Genomic DNA, 17,632 nt, shown 5'->3' with positions numbered 1-17,632 from the left:
CGACCGGCATGACGACTCCCCTTTCGACCGCGCGGGCTGCAGACGAACCGCGCCTGCTGCACTGCGATGCCGTGCTGTTCGATCTCGACGGCACGCTTGCCGATACGGCGCCCGATCTCGCGGCGGCCGTCAACAAGATGCAGCGCGAGCGCGGCCTGCCCGAAACGTCGCTCGACGTGTTGCGGCCGCTGGCCTCGGCCGGCGCGCGCGGCCTGCTCGGCGGCGCGTTCGGCATCGATCCGCACACACCCGGCTACGAAGCGATGCGCGACGAGTTCTTGGCCAACTACGCAACGGATCTCTGCGTACATACGGCGCTGTTCCCCGGCATCGGCGATGTACTCGACGAACTCGATGCGCGCGGCGTGCGCTGGGGCATCGTCACGAACAAGGCGATGCGGCTCACGGCACCGCTCGTCGACCAGCTCGGTCTCGCACCGCGCGCCGCCTGCGTCGTCGGGGGCGACACCACGCCGCACCCGAAGCCGCACCCGGCCCCGCTGCTGCATGCGGCCGACCAGTTGACGCTCGCGCCCGCACGCATCGTCTACGTCGGCGACGACCTGCGCGACATTCAGGCCGGCAGCGCCGCCGGCATGGCGACGATCGCGGCCGCGTACGGCTACTGCGGCGACGGCGCCGCACCGGCCGACTGGCAAGCGCAGCATCTCGTCGACACGACGCAGCAACTGCGCGAACTGCTGCGCGATGTTGGGCTATAATGCTTGATCTTATCCGCGGGGGCGACCTGGTTTCGACAGGGGTTGTGAAGCGGCTAGGGCATGTCGAGGACCCGTCACCTCGTTAATCAATGGGAAAATCGTAACTGCAAACGACGATACGTTCGCACTGGCAGCCTAACGGCCGCCGTCCTCTGCCTAGTTCACTGACGGGCTAGTGTCGCAAGACCGGTAGCAATACCGCCAGAGGTCATTTACGTCAGTTAAGCCCTGTCGGCGTCGCGACGCCAGGGTCGAAAATCTAGCGAATCGCCGTAGTGCAGCGTGTTCGTCCGCGTCGCTGCGGTTAAATCAAATGACTGAACTAAACATGTAGAACTAGTCGTAGAGCGCTTCTGGACGCGGGTTCGATTCCCGCCGCCTCCACCAAATTCCGCGCTCGTCGCACGAACCCCGCATGACGCAAGTCTGCGGGGGTTTTTGTTGCCGACGAAACGCATGCCCCGCTCCTCTCCCGAAAAAGCGCCCAGCCACGGGTGGGCCGGGCGGAATGCCACCGGTATTCCGGCGGCAGGAGGTGACGGATGTCCTGCCGCGCCCGCACAATCATCGATCGCGCCAGGCAGCGGCCGGCCCGGGTGCCACGGTGCCGGGCGCGACGCGTCGTCGCACCCGGCACTCACGCACACCGGGCAATGCGCGGCTTAGCTGCCGCGATACAGCGACTTCATTTCTTCGGCGGAGGCCGGACGCACGCCCATTGCACGCGAACCCGATGCCGACGCACCCTGCGCCTGTGCGCCGTAACCGCTGGTATCGGCGCCTTGCGCTTGCGCCAGCGCGCTGCGCTGCTGCTCTGCAACACGCGCCGTTGCAGCCTGGATCGCTTCCGGATAGTGCGGATCTTCGCCGCGAGCGGAGTTGTAACCTGCCTGCTGCAACCGGACCAGTTCGGCGCGAACCTGCGCGCGGGTGATCGTCGAACCCGACTGGGCAAACGACACGACCGGGGCGACGAGAGCGGCAGCAACGACAACAGCTTGAACGAGCGACTTCATGATGACCTACCTCCAGATTTGTCTGTGTTTGCGGTGAACACCTTGTTCATCGCCGACAACCCGAAGTTTATGTAGGCGGATGCTTAAGAATAAGGCAGGTTTCTGGAAGTCATCCTTCCTGATTTGCGGGTTAACCCTAAATCATTGACCAGACCGGTGATGCGCACACGCGGGCATTGCCCGGCATCCAATCGCGTGAAGATTCGCCAGAAAGCAAAAGCCCCGCGAAGCGGCAACGCTTCGCGGGGCTCGGACCTAATCGGAATCGCACGGGACTCCGGCAGTTGCCGGTCAGCCGGCTAGGCCGGTGCGCGGACGCAACGCGCGCCAAACAACCCAGCGCCGCATGACCTCGTGCGGACGCACCCGTCCACCCGGTTACTGGCTATCCTGCGGACACTTCAGGTTGCAGCCGTTCGGATCGCCCATGTCGCCCTTGCGACGCAAGGCCGACTTCTTGCCGCTCTGGTATTTCTGCGACGGCGTCGACGCTGCGAACGGCATCTGCGGATGCTCGTTCAGGCGAAACTGTTCGCTCAGGATACCGCCGGGCACACCCGGGGAATTCTGCGCGAACGCAAACGGCGAAACTGCGGCCAGCAGCCCCGCGGTCAACGCTGCCGCGGCGAGGGGAACGGAAAATTTCATGGCGGGATGACGCTTGAACGGCGTGCTTGTTGGAACGTTGGTCAAGCGGCAAGCGTAGCGCAAATCCCTCGCTGCTGCATCGCGGTGCGATCGCGCCCGCGTTACCGGGAATTGCCTTCCGGCACGCTCGCGCCGTCGCCGCCGGCCAGCCCCGTCGCAATGCTCGTCAGCGTTCCGCACGCGGCCGGATCGTAGCCGTCGAGATGCGCGACGCGCTCGACGAAGCGCGCGTCGCGCAGCAGCGTCAGCACGCCGGCAAGCGGCCGCGCGTCGAGCCGCGCGCGTTCGCACGCGAAGTAATAGTCTTCGTCGACGACCGGGATGAAATCGAGCCCGAAATGATGGGCGGCAGGCTCGACGCCGAAGCCGAGATCGGCCATACCGCTCGCGACGAACGCCGCGATCGCCGAATGCGTGAGCTCCGCCGACGCGTAGCCGTCGATGCGCTCGGGATCGATGCCGATCGCGCGCAGCGCAAGATCCAGCAGCATGCGCGTGCCCGACCCCGGCTGGCGGTTGACGAAGCGGATGTCATTGCGTGCGAGATCCGCGAGCCCACGAACCTGCTTCGGGTTGCCGCGCGGGACGAACAGCCCCTGCTGGCGCCGTGTCAGGTGAATCAGCACATGGCGCGTATCGTCGAGCCACGGCCGGTAGATCTGTGCGCACTGCGCGCGAAACGCACCGCGCGGCAGATGGAAGCCGGCCAGGTCGCATTCGCCGCGGGCAAGCGCCTGCACGGCCTCGACGCTCTCGCGATACTTGATGTCGACAGCCGCCTGCGCATCGACGAGCGCCGATACGAGCGTCGCGACCGCGTAGCCGTGCGACGCGTGGATGCGCACAGCGCCGTCGCGCTGCGCGAGCCGCCGGTTCAGGTCGCTCGCCACTTCAGCCGCCAGCGTTCGCAAGTTCCCGTCGAGCCGGCTGCGCGCGAGGCGCTGCGCGTCGACGACCGCCTGCCCAAGTGCGGACAGCGTCGAGCCCTTGCCTCGCGCCGTTTCGATCAGTTCCCCGCCGATGCACGCCTCCAGCGCGCGCAGCATGCCCCACGCGTGCCGGTAGGACAGCCCTTTCGCTTGGGCAGCCTGCGCAATGCTGCCCGTGTCGGCCACGAGTTCCAGCAAGGGCGCGACATCCGACAGGCTGGCCGCACGGCCTTCCGTGTCGCGTACGGTCAGATACGCGTCGCATTCGATTCGAATCAATTATGCACTCCGATTTCCTATTGCGACGGCCAGATCTTCCGCTTATCGTTGGTCGAAATCAATCAGAACGAAGTCGCGATGCGCACTATATGAATTGCGAGCGCATATGAGACTTTGGAGGAGCACAAGCGATGTCCCCGAATTCCCAAGCGCCCGACGCGCTCGTCGAGCGCCATGCACGCGCCGGCCAGTCGCTCGTGGCGATCCTGCACGCGATCCAGGACGACGCGGGTTACGTACCGCCGGGCTGCGTCGCGCCGCTCGCCAGGGCGCTCAACCTGTCGCGCGCGGAAGTGCACGGCGTACTGACTTACTACCACCACTTCCGCACCGCGCCGCCCGCGCGCGTGACGATCCAGATGTGCCGTGCCGAAGCGTGCCGCAGCATGGGCTGCGAAGCGCTGGCCGCGCATGCGGAAGCCCGCACGGGTTGCCGGTTCGACGCGGCGCACGGCGATGTCGCGAATGCGCATGCGCCCGGTGACGTCGCGCTCGAATCGGTCTACTGCCTCGGACTGTGTGCGCAGTCGCCGTCGCTGACGGTCAACGGCGTGCTGCACGCCAGGGTCACGCCGGAGAAATTCGACGCGCTGCTCGCCGAGGCGGTCGCCCACACTCCGGAGGCCGCATGACGACCCGCATCTACGTTCCGCGCGATTCGTCCGCGCTCGCACTCGGCGCCGACGTGCTCGCCGCCGCGATCGCGGCGGAAGCCCAGCGGCGCGGCGTCGCCGTCGAGCTGGTCCGCAACGGTTCGCGCGGGCTGCTGTGGCTCGAGCCGCTCGTCGAGGTCGGCACGGCCACCGGCCGCGTCGGCTATGCGAACCTGTCGGCCGCCGACGTGCCGGCCCTGTTCGACGCAAACTGGCTAGAAGGCGGCACGCATCCGAGCGGTGTCGGCCTCGTCGACGCATTGCCCTATCTCGCGCGCCAGCAGCGCCTCACCTTCGCGCGCATCGGCCTGACCGATCCGCTGTCGATCGACGACTACCTGCAATACGAAGGCCTCGCCGGCCTGAAGAACGCACTGGCGCTCGACGGCGATACCGCGTGCGAGACGCTGCTCGAATCGGGGTTGCGCGGCCGCGGTGGTGCTGCGTTCCCGGCAGGCATCAAGTGGCGTACGGTCCGGCATGCAAGCGCCACGCAGAAATACATCGTCTGCAATGCAGACGAAGGTGATTCGGGCACCTTCTCCGACCGCCTGATCATGGAGTGCGATCCGTACTGCCTGATCGAAGGGATGATCATTGCGGGCGTCGCTACCGGCGCGACGGTCGGCTACATCTACGTGCGCAGCGAATACCCGCACGCGATCGCCACGCTCGAAGCCGCGATCGTCCGCGCACGTGAAGCCGGCTGGCTCGGCGAGCACGTGCTCGGTTCCGCGCATGCGTTCGAGCTGCACGTCGCGAAAGGCGCGGGCTCGTACGTGTGCGGCGAGGAAACGGCGCTGCTCGAATCGCTCGAAGGCAAGCGCGGCGTCGTGCGGGCGAAACCGCCGCTGCCCGCGCTCGCCGGCCTGCACGGTCAGCCGACCGTCATCAACAACGTGATCACGCTCGCAACGGCACCCGTGATCTTCGCGCGCGGCGCCGCGTTCTATCGCGACTACGGGATGGGCCGCTCACGCGGGACGCTGCCGTTCCAGCTCGCGGGCAACATCCGCCACGGCGGCCTCGTCGAGCTCGCGTTCGGCGTCACGCTGCGCGAGTTGCTGTTCGATTTCGGCGGCGGCACGGCAAGCGGCCGGCCCGCACGCGCCGCACAGGTCGGCGGCCCGCTCGGCACCTACCTGCCCGACCACCAGTGGGACGTGCCGCTCGACTACGAAGCGTATACGGCGATCGGCGCGGTAGTCGGCCACGGCGGCATCGTGCTCCACGACGATACGTCGAACCTCGCCGAGCTGGCCGAATACGCGATGAAGTTCTGCGCGATCGAGTCGTGCGGCAAGTGCACGCCGTGCCGGATCGGTTCGACACGCGGCGTCGAGACAATCGCGCGCATCCGCCACGGCGATACGTCGGAGCGGCAGGTCACGCTGCTGCGCGACCTGTGCGACACGATGCTGGCCGGTTCGCTGTGCGCGATGGGCGGCATGACACCCTACCCGGTGCTGTCCGCGCTCGACCATTTCCCCGAAGATTTCGGGCTCGCTGCCGGCAAGAATGCCACGTCGGGCCCGGTCAAGGCTGCGGCCTGACCCAGAAGGAGCCCTGCATGTCCCTCGACACGAACAACGTCCGCCAAGGTGGCTGCGGCTCGGGCCAATGCGCGTGCAAGAGCGCCGCACAGGCGCGTGCCCGCGACCCGTTCGACGATACCGACTACGGCACGCCGCAACGGCATGCCGATACCGACGTCACGCTCGAAATCGACGGCCAGCCCGTCACGGTGCCGGCCGGCACGTCGGTGATGCGCGCGGCGATCGAAGCCGGCGTCAACGTCCCGAAGCTCTGTGCGACCGACTCGCTCGAACCGTTCGGCTCATGCCGGCTGTGCCTCGTCGAGATCGAAGGCCGGCGCGGTTATCCCGCCTCGTGCACGACGCCTGCCGAAGCGGGCATGAAGGTGCGCACGCAGTCGGACCGGCTGCAGTCGCTGCGTCGCAACGTGATGGAACTGTACATCTCCGACCATCCGCTCGACTGCCTCACCTGCCCCGCCAACGGCGACTGCGAGCTGCAGGACATGGCGGGTGTCGTCGGGCTGCGCGAAGTGCGCTACGGCGTCGACGGCGCGAATCACCTGAAAGACCGCAAGGACGAATCGAATCCGTACTTCACGTACGACCCGTCGAAGTGCATCGTCTGCAACCGCTGCGTGCGCGCCTGCGAGGAAACGCAGGGCACGTTCGCGCTGACGATCGCCGCACGCGGCTTCGAATCGCGCGTCGCCGCGGGCGAAAGCGAATCGTTCATGGCGTCGGAATGTGTATCGTGCGGCGCGTGCGTCGCCGCATGCCCGACCGCTACGCTGCAGGAAAAGTCGGTCGTGCAACTCGGGCAGGCTGAACACTCCGTCGTCACGACCTGCGCGTACTGCGGCGTCGGCTGCTCGTTCAAGGCCGAGATGAAGGGCACGCAGGTCGTGCGCATGACGCCGCACAAGAACGGCCTCGCGAACGAAGGCCACGCGTGCGTGAAGGGACGCTTCGCCTGGGGTTATGCCACGCACAAGGATCGCATCACGAAGCCGATGATCCGCGAGAAGATCACCGACCCGTGGCGCGAAGTCAGCTGGGACGAAGCGCTCACCTACGCGGCAACGCAATTCCGCAAGCTGCAGCAGAAGTACGGCCGCGACTCGATCGGCGGCATCACGTCGTCGCGCTGCACGAACGAGGAAACCTACCTCGTGCAGAAACTGGTGCGCGCCGCGTTCGGCAACAACAACGTCGACACCTGCGCACGCGTATGCCACTCGCCGACGGGCTATGGCCTCAAGACGACGCTCGGCGAATCGGCCGGCACGCAGACGTTCGCGTCGGTCGGCCAGGCCGACGTGATCGTCGTGATGGGCGCGAACCCGACCGACGGCCACCCGGTGTTCGGCTCGCGGATGAAGCGGCGCGTGCGCGAGGGTGCGAAACTGATCGTGATCGACCCGCGCCGCATCGACGTCGTAGACGGCCCGCACGTGAAGGCCACCCACCATCTGCAGCTGCGCCCCGGCACCAACGTCGCGATCGTCAATGCGCTCGCGCACGTGATCGTCACCGAAGGGCTCGTCGCCGACGCGTTCGTCGCCGAACGCTGCGAGACGCGCGCATTCGAGCAGTGGCGCGACTTCGTATCGCGTGCCGACAATTCGCCCGAGGCGACCGCCGACGTGACGGGCGTGCCGGCCGAGCTTGTCCGTGAAGCCGCGCGCCTCTATGCGACGGGCGGCAATGCCGCGATCTACTACGGGCTGGGCGTGACCGAGCACGCGCAGGGCTCGACGACGGTGATGGGCATCGCCAACCTCGCGATGGCGACCGGCAACGTCGGCCGCGAAGGTGTCGGCGTCAATCCGCTGCGCGGCCAGAACAACGTGCAAGGCTCGTGCGACATGGGCTCGTTCCCGCACGAGCTGCCCGGCTACCGGCACATCAGCGACACGATCGTGCGCACGCAATTCGAACAGGCGTGGTCGGCCACGCTGCAACCGGAACCGGGGCTGCGCATCCCGAACATGTTCGACGCGGCGCTCGACGGCAGCTTCAAGGGGCTCTACTGCCAGGGCGAGGACATCGTCCAGTCGGACCCGAATACGCAGCACGTCGCGGCCGCGCTGTCGGCCATGGAATGCATCGTCGTGCAGGACATCTTCCTGAACGAGACCGCGAAATACGCGCACGTGCTGCTGCCCGGCTCGTCGTTCCTCGAGAAGGACGGCACGTTCACGAACGCGGAACGCCGCATCTCGCGCGTGCGCAAGGTGATGCCGCCGCTCGCGGGCTACGCGGACTGGGAAGTCACGTTGATGCTGTCACGCGCGCTCGGCTACGAGATGGACTATGCGCATCCGTCGGAAATCATGGACGAGATCGCACGACTCACGCCGACCTTCTCGGGCGTGTCGTACGCGAAGCTCGACGCGCTCGGCAGCATCCAGTGGCCGTGCAACGAGCACGCCCCGGAAGGCACGCCGACGATGCATATCGACGCATTCGTGCGCGGCAAGGGCAAGTTCGTGATCACGCAGTTCATTGCGTCGCCGGAGAAGGTCACACAACGTTATCCGCTGATCCTGACGACGGGTCGCATCCTGTCGCAATACAACGTCGGCGCGCAGACACGCCGCACCGAGAACGTCCGCTGGCATGAAGAGGATCGCCTCGAAATCCATCCGCACGACGCTCAGGATCGCGGTATCCGCAGCGGCGACTGGGTCGGCATCGAGTCGCGTGCGGGGCAGACGGTGCTGCGCGCGCTCGTGACCGAACGCATGCAGCCAGGCGTCGTCTATACGACGTTCCACTTCCCCGAATCGGGTGCGAACGTGATCACGACGGACAGCTCGGACTGGGCGACGAACTGCCCCGAGTACAAGGTGACGGCCGTGCAGGTGCTACCCGTCGCGCAGCCGTCCGACTGGCAGCAAGCCTACGCGCGCTTCAACGCAGAGCAGCTCGATCTGCTCGAGCGCCGTGCAGCCGCGACCGCCGGCGTGACGACAGGCAAGTGAGGAAGCGATGGACAACGGACACCTGATCGACATGGCCAACCAGATCGGCGCATTCTTCGAATCGATGCCCGATCGCGACGAAGCGCTGGCCGGCATTGCCGACCATATCCGGCGCTTCTGGGAGCCGCGGATGCGCCGCGCGTTTCTCGCGGCGTTCGACGATCCGTCGGGCGAGGCCGCGCAACGCGCGGCGCCGATCGTGCGCGACGCGATCGCCGTGCATCGAGCGTCGCTCGTGCCCGCTGCGGCGAGCGCCTGACCGCGCCGCTACGCGGGCCGCGACATGCCCGCGAACCAGCTTTCGCAGTGGCGCAGCAACGCGTTCACGTCGGTCGCCGTGCGCCCGCGCGCGGCCACATAACCGTCGGGCCGCAGCAGGTAAAACGACGGCCGCGAGCGGCCATACTCCTGTGCCAGCCCGGCATCGCCGCCTTCGGCATCGGTGACGCGCCAGGCGCGCACCGCATCCGGCATGATCCGTTCGAGCCCCTGAACGAGCGCCTGCGCGTCGGCCGGCATCGGCAGCACCGCGCCGGCGTCGGCATTCGCCGGCTCTTCGAGCAGCAGCAGCGTGAAGCTCGCCGGATCGTGCAGGTCGTATAGCCGCGCCGATCCGGGGGCCTGACCGAGCGGCCCGTCGAGCACGCGCACGTGCGCATCGGGTGCCCGCTCGCCAGCGCGCGGCCCACCATCGAGCAAGCGCTCCAGCGTGAGCGGACTCTTCCGGTACTGCACGCCGAGCTCGCTCACCGTACGCCGCACCGCGTCGCGCATCGGCCCGAACGACGCCAGCAGCGGTACGACATGATCGCGCAGCAGCTTCATCGCGCCGCGCTCGGCTTCGACGATCTGCGTGACGAAACCGGTCTGCCGCAACACGTCGCGTTCGATCGGATGGCGTTCCGCGTGATACGTGTCGAGTAGCCGCTCGGGCGTGCCCGCGCCGAGCACGCGCGCGAGCTTCCAGCCAAGATTGAACGCCTCCTGGATGCCGGTGTTCATGCCCTGCGCACCGGCCGGGCTGTGGACGTGCGCGGCGTCGCCCGCGAAGAATACGCGGCCGTGACGGAGCCGGTCGACCATCCGGCTGTGCAAGTGGAAATAGGACGACCACGCGAGATCGCTCGGCGAGATCGACGCACCGGCGCGGGCACGCACGATCGCGTCGCAATCCGCGAGCGACGGGGTCGGCGCATCGGGCGACGCGTCGCTGCCGGGCGGCCGGTCGGCCACGAGCCGGTAACGGCCGCCGCCCATCGGAAACAGGCCGGCGATGCCTTCAGGCGTCGTGAACAGGTGAATCTCTTCGTCCGGCCAGTCGGGTATTGCCGCGAAATCGGCAAGCAGGAAAGTCTGCTCGAACGCCTGCCCGGTGAAGCCCAGGCCGAGCAGATGCCTGACCGTGCTGTGCGCGCCGTCGGCAGCGATCAGGTATGACGGCGCGAACGATTCGTCACGACCGTCGGCGCAGCGGATCGACACGTCGAGCGACGCACCACCCGCATCGCATGCGGTCAGCGTCGCGCCGCGCTCGACCGTCACGCCGAGCCGGGCCAAATGCTCGGCGAGCAGGCGCTCGGTGACGGTCTGGTCGAGAAACAGCAGGTACGGATAGCGCGTGTGCAACGGATCGAAATCGAGCCGCGCGATCACGCGGCCGTCGGCGTGCAGCTCAGCTGCATGCGCACGATGGCCGAGCGCGAGAAACGGTTCGACCGCGCGATGCTGCTCCAGTAATTCGAGCGTGCGCGCCTGGATGCCGATCGCGCGCGAATGTGGGGCGGGCGCCGCGAGCCGATCGATGATGCGCACCGGCACGCGGGCCCGCGCGAGGCTCATCGCCGCGGCAAGGCCGGTCGGCCCCGCACCGACGATCAGCACGGGCCGGATATCGGACAGTGTGTCAGCCATGAGAACCTCGATGGCACGCGATCCTGCAAGTCTACGCCGCTCCACGTGACGGGGCCATATGCCGATCGGCCGACGCGCGGTACCGCCGCGCGGTGTGGGAAAATACGTGCTTTCCGTCAGTTATCGCGTTATGGATTCCGCATTCGACCGAGCGTATGCCGCACACCGCGCGGGCCGCCTCGCCGAGGCCGAGCACGGCTATCGCAACGCGCTCGCCTCCAACCCCGCCAACGCCGACGCGCTTCACCTGTTCGGCGTGCTGCGGCACCAGCAGGGCCAGCACGCCGAGGCGGCCGACCTCGTCGGCCGCGCCGTCGCGCTGCGTCCGGACGATGCCGCGCTGCAGCTCAATCTCGGCAACGCGCTGAAGGCGCTCGGCCGGCTCGACGAAGCCGTCGACCGCTTTCGCAACGCGCTGACGCTCGCGCCCGAATTTCCGCTCGCCCACTACAACCTCGGCAACGCGTATGCGGCGCTGCAGCGCCACGACGATGCGATCGACGCATTCGCCCGCGCGCTCCGGCTCACGCCCGACGACGCATCGATCCACAACAATCTCGGCAACGCGCTGAACGCGCTCGGCCGCCACGACGACGCGCTCGCCGCGTTCCATCGCGCGCTCGAATTGCGGCCCGGGCATGCAGGGGCGCACAACAATCTCGCGATGGCGCTGAACGCGACGGGCCGCGCCGACGACGCGATCGCGCACTTCCAGGCCGCGATCGCCGCGCAGCCGCGCTTCGTCGCCGCGCATTTCAATCTCGGCAACACGTTCGACGCGGTCGGGCGGCATGCCGAGGCGGCCGCCGCGTTCGAAGCCGCGCTCGCGCTGCATCCGCCGTTTCCGCTTGCGCTGTTCGGGCTCGCGAACGCACTGAGCGCACAGGCGCGCCACCGCGACGCGCTGCCCTACTACGAGCGTGCCGTCGGCCTCGATCCATCGTTCAGCCTGGCCTGGCTGAACCTCGGCAACGCACATCACGCGCTCGGTGCGCACGAGATGGCGCTGCGCGCATTCGACCAGGCACTGCGCGTCGCCCCCGAACTCACGCTGGCACGGCTGCACCGCGCTGTCACGCTGCTGACGCTCGGCGACTTCACGCGCGGCCTGCCCGCCTATGAAGCGCGTCACGACACGCCGGGCGCGACGCCGCTCGGCACGCTGCCGCGCTGGCAAGGCGAGCCGATTGCGTCGCGCACGCTGCTGATCCGCGCGGAACAGGGCTTCGGCGACACGCTGCAGTTCGTCCGCTTCGTGCCGCTCGCCCGCGCACGCTGCGCGCGCGTCGTGCTCGAAGTCCAGCCGGAACTCGTTACGCTGCTGGCACGGGCGGCAGCGCGCTGGCGCGTGACGCTCGTCGCGCAGGGCACCGCGAAGCCGCCTGCCGCGGATCTCGCCTGCACACTGATGAGCTTGCCGTTCCTGCTCGGGCTTCAGACGGAGGACATCGTTGCCGGCTCGCGCTACCTCGACGCCCCCGACGGCGCCGGCCGGCGCTTTCGCGGCTCGCTCGGCGGACAGTCGAAGCGCAAGTTCGGCCTCGCGTGGTCGGGGCGCCGGCAGGCGCAGGAAAACCGCTCGATGCCGTTCGACGCGCTCGCGCCACTGCTCGCGCTGCCGGATATCGACTGGATCGTGCTGCAACCCGCACTCGACGACGACGAACGTGCGCGTGTCGACGCGCATCCGCGCGTGCACCGGCTCGACGGCCGGCTGAGCGCCTTTGCGGACACGGCCGCGCTGATCGAGCGGCTCGACGGCGTCGTCACGATCGATACGGCGGTCGCACACCTCGCCGGCGCGCTTGGCAAGCCGCTGTGGGTCATGCTGCCGTTCGCGCCCGACTGGCGCTGGTTCACCGGCGACGACTGCCCGTGGTATCCGCAGGCCAGGCTCGCCCGCCAGCCCGCGCCAGGGCAATGGCTCGAGGTGGCGGCCGCGGTCGCCGGCATGCTGCGCGAAGCCTGAGCGCAGACGAAAAAAGGGAGCGCGGCGCGCTCCCTTTTTCAATGCGATGCGTGCGGCCGGCGCCGCGCGACATGCGCTTGCCTGTCAGGCCGCCTTGTACTGGTTGCGAGCCTCGGGCGTGCGATACAGCACGAGTGTCGCGATCAACCCGCAAATCGCGGCAACGCTCAGCCACAGCCCCGGCGCCGCCTTGTTTCCGGTCTGATGAATCATCAGCGTCGAGATCGCAGGCGTGAAGCCGCCGATTGTCGTCGCCAGGCTGTATGCAAGCGAGAAACCAGCCGTGCGCACGTCGGCCGGCATCACTTCGGTCAGCGCAACGACCATCGCACCGTTATACGACGCATACAGGAATGACAGCCACAGCTCGACCGCGAGCAGCCGCAGGAACGACGGATCGCCGACGAGCCACAGCACGGCCGGGTAAGCCGACAGCAGCGTCAGCACGGTGAACGCAATCAGCACCGGGCGGCGACCGATGCGGTCGGACAACGCACCGGACAGCGGCAGCCACACGAGATTGGAAATCCCCACGCAGACGGTCACGACGAGCGCGTCGAGCGACGACAGGTGCAGCACTTCCTTGCCGAACGTCGGCGTATAGGCGGTGATCATGTAGAACGACACCGTCGTCATGATCACCATCCCCATGCCCGCCACCACGACGCCCCAGTTGTCGAGCATCGAACGCATGATCTCGCCCATCGTCGGACGATGACGCTTCGCGAGGAACTCGTCGGTCTCCTTCAGCGAGCGACGGATCAGGAACAGGAACGGCACGATCAGGCAGCCGATCAGGAACGGAATGCGCCACCCCCACGCGGTCATCTCCTCGGCCGGCAGCGCACGGTTGAGCAGCACGCCGACGAACGCGGCGAACACGACGGCCACCTGCTGGCTGCCCGACTGCCACGACGTATAGAACCCCTTGTGACCCTTCGTCGCGATCTCCGACAGATAGACCGATACGCCGCCGAGTTCGACGCCCGCCGAAAAGCCCTGCAGCAACCGGCCGAGCAGCACGAGCGCCGGTGCGAGCACGCCGATCGTCGCATAACCGGGCACCGCGGCCACCGTGAGCGTGCCGAGCGCCATCAGCCCGAGTGTCAGGATCAGCCCCTTGCGCCGGCCGTGATGGTCGATGTACGCACCGAGCACGATCGCACCGACCGGCCGCATCAGGAAGCCCGCACCGAACACCGACAGCGACAGCATCAGCGACGCGAATGCGTTGCCGCTCGGAAAGTAGGTTTTCGCGATGGCCGACGCGTAATAGCCGTAGACCATGAAGTCGTACATTTCCAGGAAGTTGCCGCTGACGACCCGGAACACGGTGCGGAATTTCGATTCCTGCGCGATGGCGTGTGACGCTGTGGACATGTTTTTCTCGCTCAGCTCGGATGGCGCGAATCCGCGCCGCATGGATCCGACGACGCACGCGGCACCGGGCCGGCGCGCACGGGCATCGCTGCCCGCCGGCGGCGCACCGCGCGACGACGCGCGCACCGGCATGGTTCGCGCATCATGCCACGCCAACCCGACATTTGCCTTGTGTCGCCGCTGCCGGTGCCGTCGCGGCGTTCTCCTCGTACGAGTCGCCCCGAAACGGAAGCAAAAATCAGATTGGTCTGATCGACCTGCTCTCGCCATCTGACCACAATGTCACGATTTGCGACGACATTTCCGCGCCGCGGCCGCCACGGTTGCCTGTGTCGCGCGGCGTACCGCCCTCATGACCCCATCGCCCCTCGTCCCCGTCGAAGGCGCACTCGCCCGCCCTCGCGTCGCCCCGCTCGATAACGTCCCGTCGTTCGGTCGCGAATGGACCTTTCGCGGCGCACCCGGTGCACGGCCCGACAGGCACTGCCTCGCCACGCTGACGACGTCCTGCATCGACGTCGACCGGCCACACCGCACGTGCCGCTGGCCGCCACGGCCCGTGGCGGTATCGATGCCGATTTCGGCAGGCGCACCGGTCGTGCCGGCTGCCGTTGCCGGCGCGCGCGTCCTACGTACCGTCCGCCGCTCTCGCGACCGGCGTGCAACGTACGCGATCTGCTGGAGCATCGGCGCGCTCGGCATCATCGGCTGGCTGATCGCCGCGCACGAACCGCCTGCGGGATTCGGGCCCACATACGCGATTCACGCGGCCGGTAGCGTGCCGGATCACGCTACGTCGTCCGGCACCGTGCAGGTCGCCACGGTACGGCCGCGTACGTCGACGAGCGCTCCACCGCGGCGCACGATGGCCGCGCCTGTCGCGACAATGGCCGAATCGCCGCAGGCCACGCACCACGTCACGCATCGTCCGACACCGCTTCGCCTGAAGACAACGTCCAACGTGCCGCACACGGCCGCTGCATCGCTCCCCCGTTCGAACGACCGGCGCAGCAAGACGGCGGCACCGGCCCGGCCCGCGAACGTGTCGCGGCTGGCCGCGCGCCCACCGATCCGGAGCAGCACGCTCGACGCCCGCACACGTGATCAGCTCGCCCCCGCGTCGCGCGCAATCGCCGACACGCGCGACACGCTCGACGATCCGCTCACGCTGATCGCGATGGCAAGCGCGCTGCGCGCTACCGAGCCGGCCCGTGCAACGCACGCGCCGGCCGCCGGTTTCGACTGGTCGGCGCAACTGTCCCACCGCCGCCTGACCGACACGCCGGACGCGTTCGCGCGCTGACGGCCGTGCCATGAAAAAACCCGGCGAAGCTCGCTTCGCCGGGTTTTGCTCGTTTCTCTCCGTCCGTCTGACGAATCGTTACTTGTGCGCAGGCAGCCCCGTCTCGGTCTGCTTCTCGAGTTGCCGCACCTGCTCCTGCAAATCACGCAGTTGCATCTGCGCGGCCCGCTTCTCGACCTGCAGCGCCTGTGCCTGCTCCTGCGCCGAACGCTGCCGCTGCGCGACTTCGGCCTGCTGGCTGCGCGCAACGCTCAGGTCGGCCTGCAACTGCTGCGCACGATTCGCCTGCAGCGCGATCACGCGCTCGAGAAACGCCTTCTGCGCCTCCAGCTCGGTACGGCGGATCTCGATATCGGCGAGTTGTACGGTCTGCTGAACGAAGTTCGCGTACACCATCTCCGCGCGGCTCTTCTCCTGCGACCGGATCACACGCCACAGGTGCTTGTCCTGGAACAGCGCGACGTAGTACGTCATCTCGCGCGGATCGAACATCAGGCTCGCACCGTAGCTGCCGTTGTACGTCGTGCGCATCTCGACGATCCGGCCATCGTGCAGCATCTGCGTCAGCTCGGCGACGTTGCCTTGCGCGGATGCATCCGTCGCCGCCGCGGTGGATGCGGCCGCGTCGCCGCGCAGGCTCGTGACCGCCGGGCGCGTACCCGCGGCGGGCGCGGTCGCGTCGGCGGACCAGGCCGTGCCCGCTTGCGTGCAGGCAGCCAGCGCAACGATCCACGTCGCGCATCGTGCAGAGGAAAAATTTCGGAAAGCCAACGTTGGACTCCGGCGAACGAATCGGAACTCGCGATTATCGTTCATAACGAAACGGCCGCATCTCGAATTTATCGGGATGCGGCCGGCCTTCGTATGACGCGAAGAAAGTGGCTTGCTACAGGCGGGTTTCGCGCGCCGCGCGCAGGAACGCATCGAGCAGCGGCGTGCAGTCGAGCAGCTCCGAGCCGCCGGCGCGATGGAACTCAGGGTGCCACTGCACGCCGACGACGAACGGCGAACGCCGGTGGCGAATGCCTTCGATGATCCCGTCGCCCGCCGACACGGCCTCGATGTTCAGATCGCGGCCGAGATCGCGGATCGCCTGATGGTGAATCGAGTTGACGATCGCTTCGCTGCGCCCGGGGAACATGCTCGCGAGCGTCGACGAATCGGGAAAGCGGATCGCGTGGCGATGCTGGTCGTAATGCTCGCTCACGTGCGCATTCGCGGTCGGCACATCGGTGGCGATGTCCTGGTACAGCGAGCCGCCGAACGCGACGTTGATCAGCTGGCAGCCGCGGCACACGCCGAGGACGGGTTTGCCGGATTCGACGAACTCGTGCAGCAGCTCGAGTTCGTACATGTCGCGCACGCGATCGCCCGGCCATTCGGGGCGCACGTCGGACGCGGCGTAGGTTTGCGGCGATACGTCGGCGCCCCCCTGCAGCAGCAGGCCGTCGAGATGCTTCGCGTAGTCGCGCAGGCGGATATTGCTCGGGTGAATCATGCCCTGGTGGCCGACGGTCGGAATCATGAACACGAGCACGTCGCGCGACATCACCCAGTGTGCGATCGATTCCTCGAGATACTGCAGCGTCTTGCCCCGCAGCCCCTTCGCACCCGGTTCCGGATGGAAGATCCGCGCCGACACGCCGATGCGCAGCGTGCGCTGCGTGATGCGCTGGCCGGCGCGGTCGAACAACCGGCGCGCGCGCGCGGCCACGATCCGGCCGAATACCGACCACGGCGTGTCGCTCTGCTTCAGGTAGGCCGGCGGCGCATTCTGCGCGCTCGCGGGCGGCGGGCGCGGCGTGTCGAAGTCGGGCTGCGCGCCGAATCCCGGCGGCGGCGCGCCGGGCTTCGGCGGCGCGGCAGCGGCAGCGGCAGCGCCATTGACGGCGGCACCCGCTGCACCGGGCGCGCCCGGCTCGGAGCCCGCCGTGACCGGCGACGCGCCGTCCGCGGCGACGTTCTGCGCGGCAACCTGGGCTGCCGGCGCATCCGGCGCTTTCGCCGGATCGGTTCGGGGGGAATCGGAAGAAACGGAGACGGTGCCGGGCAGACCGGCCGGGGAAGGCGTGTTTTCGCTCATGACGATGGTCTGGTACGTCGCTCACGCGTATGGATAAACGAGGATTCATTATGCTTCAGCGCACGATCAAGCGGCAAACCTGCAACATCCTGTCGATATTGTTGCAAGTCGACGGCAAACTGCGCCGGGAAACGGCCCCGCCGGTGCGCCGGCAAACCGATGCGACACCGCCAATACTGGACACCAGTGATATATCACAATAATATCCAGGCATCGT

At 67.8% G+C, this 17,632-nt stretch carries 14 protein-coding genes and 1 other RNA gene; 8 read left to right on the top strand and 7 right to left on the bottom strand.

Annotation, left to right across the window (positions count from 1 at the left end; genetic code table 11):
- Positions 1-8 precede the first annotated feature (8 nt).
- A complete protein-coding gene (gph, locus tag ACPTTF_RS05240) occupies positions 9-722 on the top strand; it encodes a phosphoglycolate phosphatase (protein WP_166957479.1) in 714 nt (237 codons plus the stop codon).
- Between the two features lie 17 nt (positions 723-739).
- Positions 740-1,109: a transfer-messenger RNA gene (gene ssrA, locus ACPTTF_RS05235) on the top strand.
- A 275-nt stretch (positions 1,110-1,384) separates the two neighbouring features.
- Here ssrA and ACPTTF_RS05230 read toward each other — a convergent pair.
- From ACPTTF_RS05230 to ACPTTF_RS05220, 3 genes are all read right to left on the bottom strand, one after another.
- Positions 1,385-1,738, bottom strand: a complete 354-nt coding sequence (locus tag ACPTTF_RS05230; protein WP_423370480.1) for a DUF4148 domain-containing protein — start codon at positions 1,736-1,738, stop codon at positions 1,385-1,387.
- A gap of 378 nt (positions 1,739-2,116) precedes the next feature.
- Positions 2,117-2,386, bottom strand: coding sequence for a hypothetical protein (locus tag ACPTTF_RS05225; RefSeq protein WP_423371846.1), 270 nt, complete (start codon positions 2,384-2,386; stop codon positions 2,117-2,119).
- 101 nt (positions 2,387-2,487) lie between these two features.
- Positions 2,488-3,594, bottom strand: coding sequence for a substrate-binding domain-containing protein (locus ACPTTF_RS05220; protein WP_423370479.1), 1,107 nt, complete (start codon positions 3,592-3,594; stop codon positions 2,488-2,490).
- Between the two features lie 131 nt (positions 3,595-3,725).
- On the opposite strand from ACPTTF_RS05220, the gene ACPTTF_RS05215 reads away from it, so the two are divergent.
- Genes ACPTTF_RS05215 through ACPTTF_RS05200 form a run of 4 tightly spaced genes read left to right on the top strand, consistent with a single transcriptional unit; the run spans position 3,726 to position 9,028 of the window.
- Positions 3,726-4,226 carry an NAD(P)H-dependent oxidoreductase subunit E gene (locus ACPTTF_RS05215; RefSeq protein ID WP_423370478.1) on the top strand — a complete coding sequence of 167 codons (501 nt, stop codon included), beginning with the start codon at positions 3,726-3,728 and terminating at the stop codon, positions 4,224-4,226.
- The gene (locus ACPTTF_RS05210) at positions 4,223-5,800 is read left to right on the top strand and encodes a formate dehydrogenase beta subunit (protein WP_423370477.1); all 1,578 of its coding nucleotides are present in this window, start codon (positions 4,223-4,225) and stop codon (positions 5,798-5,800) included. The genes ACPTTF_RS05215 and ACPTTF_RS05210 overlap by 4 nt, the downstream gene beginning before the upstream one ends.
- 17 nt (positions 5,801-5,817) lie before the next feature.
- Positions 5,818-8,769 carry a formate dehydrogenase subunit alpha gene (fdhF, locus tag ACPTTF_RS05205; protein ID WP_423370476.1) on the top strand — a complete coding sequence of 984 codons (2,952 nt, stop codon included), beginning with the start codon at positions 5,818-5,820 and terminating at the stop codon, positions 8,767-8,769.
- Positions 8,770-8,776: 7 nt separating this feature from the next.
- Positions 8,777-9,028, top strand: coding sequence for a formate dehydrogenase subunit delta (locus tag ACPTTF_RS05200; protein WP_166957441.1), 252 nt, complete (start codon positions 8,777-8,779; stop codon positions 9,026-9,028).
- An 8-nt stretch (positions 9,029-9,036) separates the two neighbouring features.
- Here ACPTTF_RS05200 and ACPTTF_RS05195 read toward each other — a convergent pair whose 3' ends face one another.
- Complete coding sequence (locus tag ACPTTF_RS05195) at positions 9,037-10,680, bottom strand: FAD-dependent monooxygenase (protein WP_423370475.1); 1,644 nt, start codon at positions 10,678-10,680, stop codon at positions 9,037-9,039.
- 130 nt (positions 10,681-10,810) lie between these two features.
- Here ACPTTF_RS05195 and ACPTTF_RS05190 point away from each other — a divergent pair, with 130 nt between their 5' ends.
- Positions 10,811-12,649, top strand: coding sequence for a tetratricopeptide repeat protein (locus ACPTTF_RS05190; protein ID WP_423370474.1), 1,839 nt, complete (start codon positions 10,811-10,813; stop codon positions 12,647-12,649).
- An 84-nt stretch (positions 12,650-12,733) separates the two neighbouring features.
- On the opposite strand, the gene ACPTTF_RS05185 is transcribed toward ACPTTF_RS05190, so the two are convergent.
- A complete protein-coding gene (locus ACPTTF_RS05185) occupies positions 12,734-14,029 on the bottom strand; it encodes an MFS transporter (protein WP_166957435.1) in 1,296 nt (431 codons plus the stop codon).
- Positions 14,030-14,381: 352 nt separating this feature from the next.
- On the opposite strand from ACPTTF_RS05185, the gene ACPTTF_RS05180 reads away from it, so the two are divergent.
- The gene (locus tag ACPTTF_RS05180; RefSeq protein ID WP_423370473.1) at positions 14,382-15,332 is read left to right on the top strand and encodes a hypothetical protein; all 951 of its coding nucleotides are present in this window, start codon (positions 14,382-14,384) and stop codon (positions 15,330-15,332) included.
- Between the two features lie 78 nt (positions 15,333-15,410).
- Here the strand turns inward: ACPTTF_RS05180 and ACPTTF_RS05175 are convergent, their stop codons facing one another.
- Both ACPTTF_RS05175 and ACPTTF_RS05170 read right to left on the bottom strand, forming a co-directional pair.
- Positions 15,411-16,103, bottom strand: a complete 693-nt coding sequence (locus ACPTTF_RS05175) for a DUF2968 domain-containing protein (protein WP_166957431.1) — start codon at positions 16,101-16,103, stop codon at positions 15,411-15,413.
- A gap of 115 nt (positions 16,104-16,218) precedes the next feature.
- Entirely contained in the window at positions 16,219-17,415 is a 1,197-nt protein-coding gene (locus ACPTTF_RS05170; RefSeq protein WP_423370472.1) for a gamma-glutamyl-gamma-aminobutyrate hydrolase family protein, read from the bottom strand.
- Between the last annotated feature and the right edge of the window lie 217 nt (positions 17,416-17,632).

This window comes from Burkholderia crassaminum (assembly GCF_964265005.1).
Taxonomy (GTDB): Bacteria; Pseudomonadota; Gammaproteobacteria; order Burkholderiales; family Burkholderiaceae; genus Burkholderia.
This window is presented reverse-complemented; position numbering and strand designations above follow the sequence as displayed.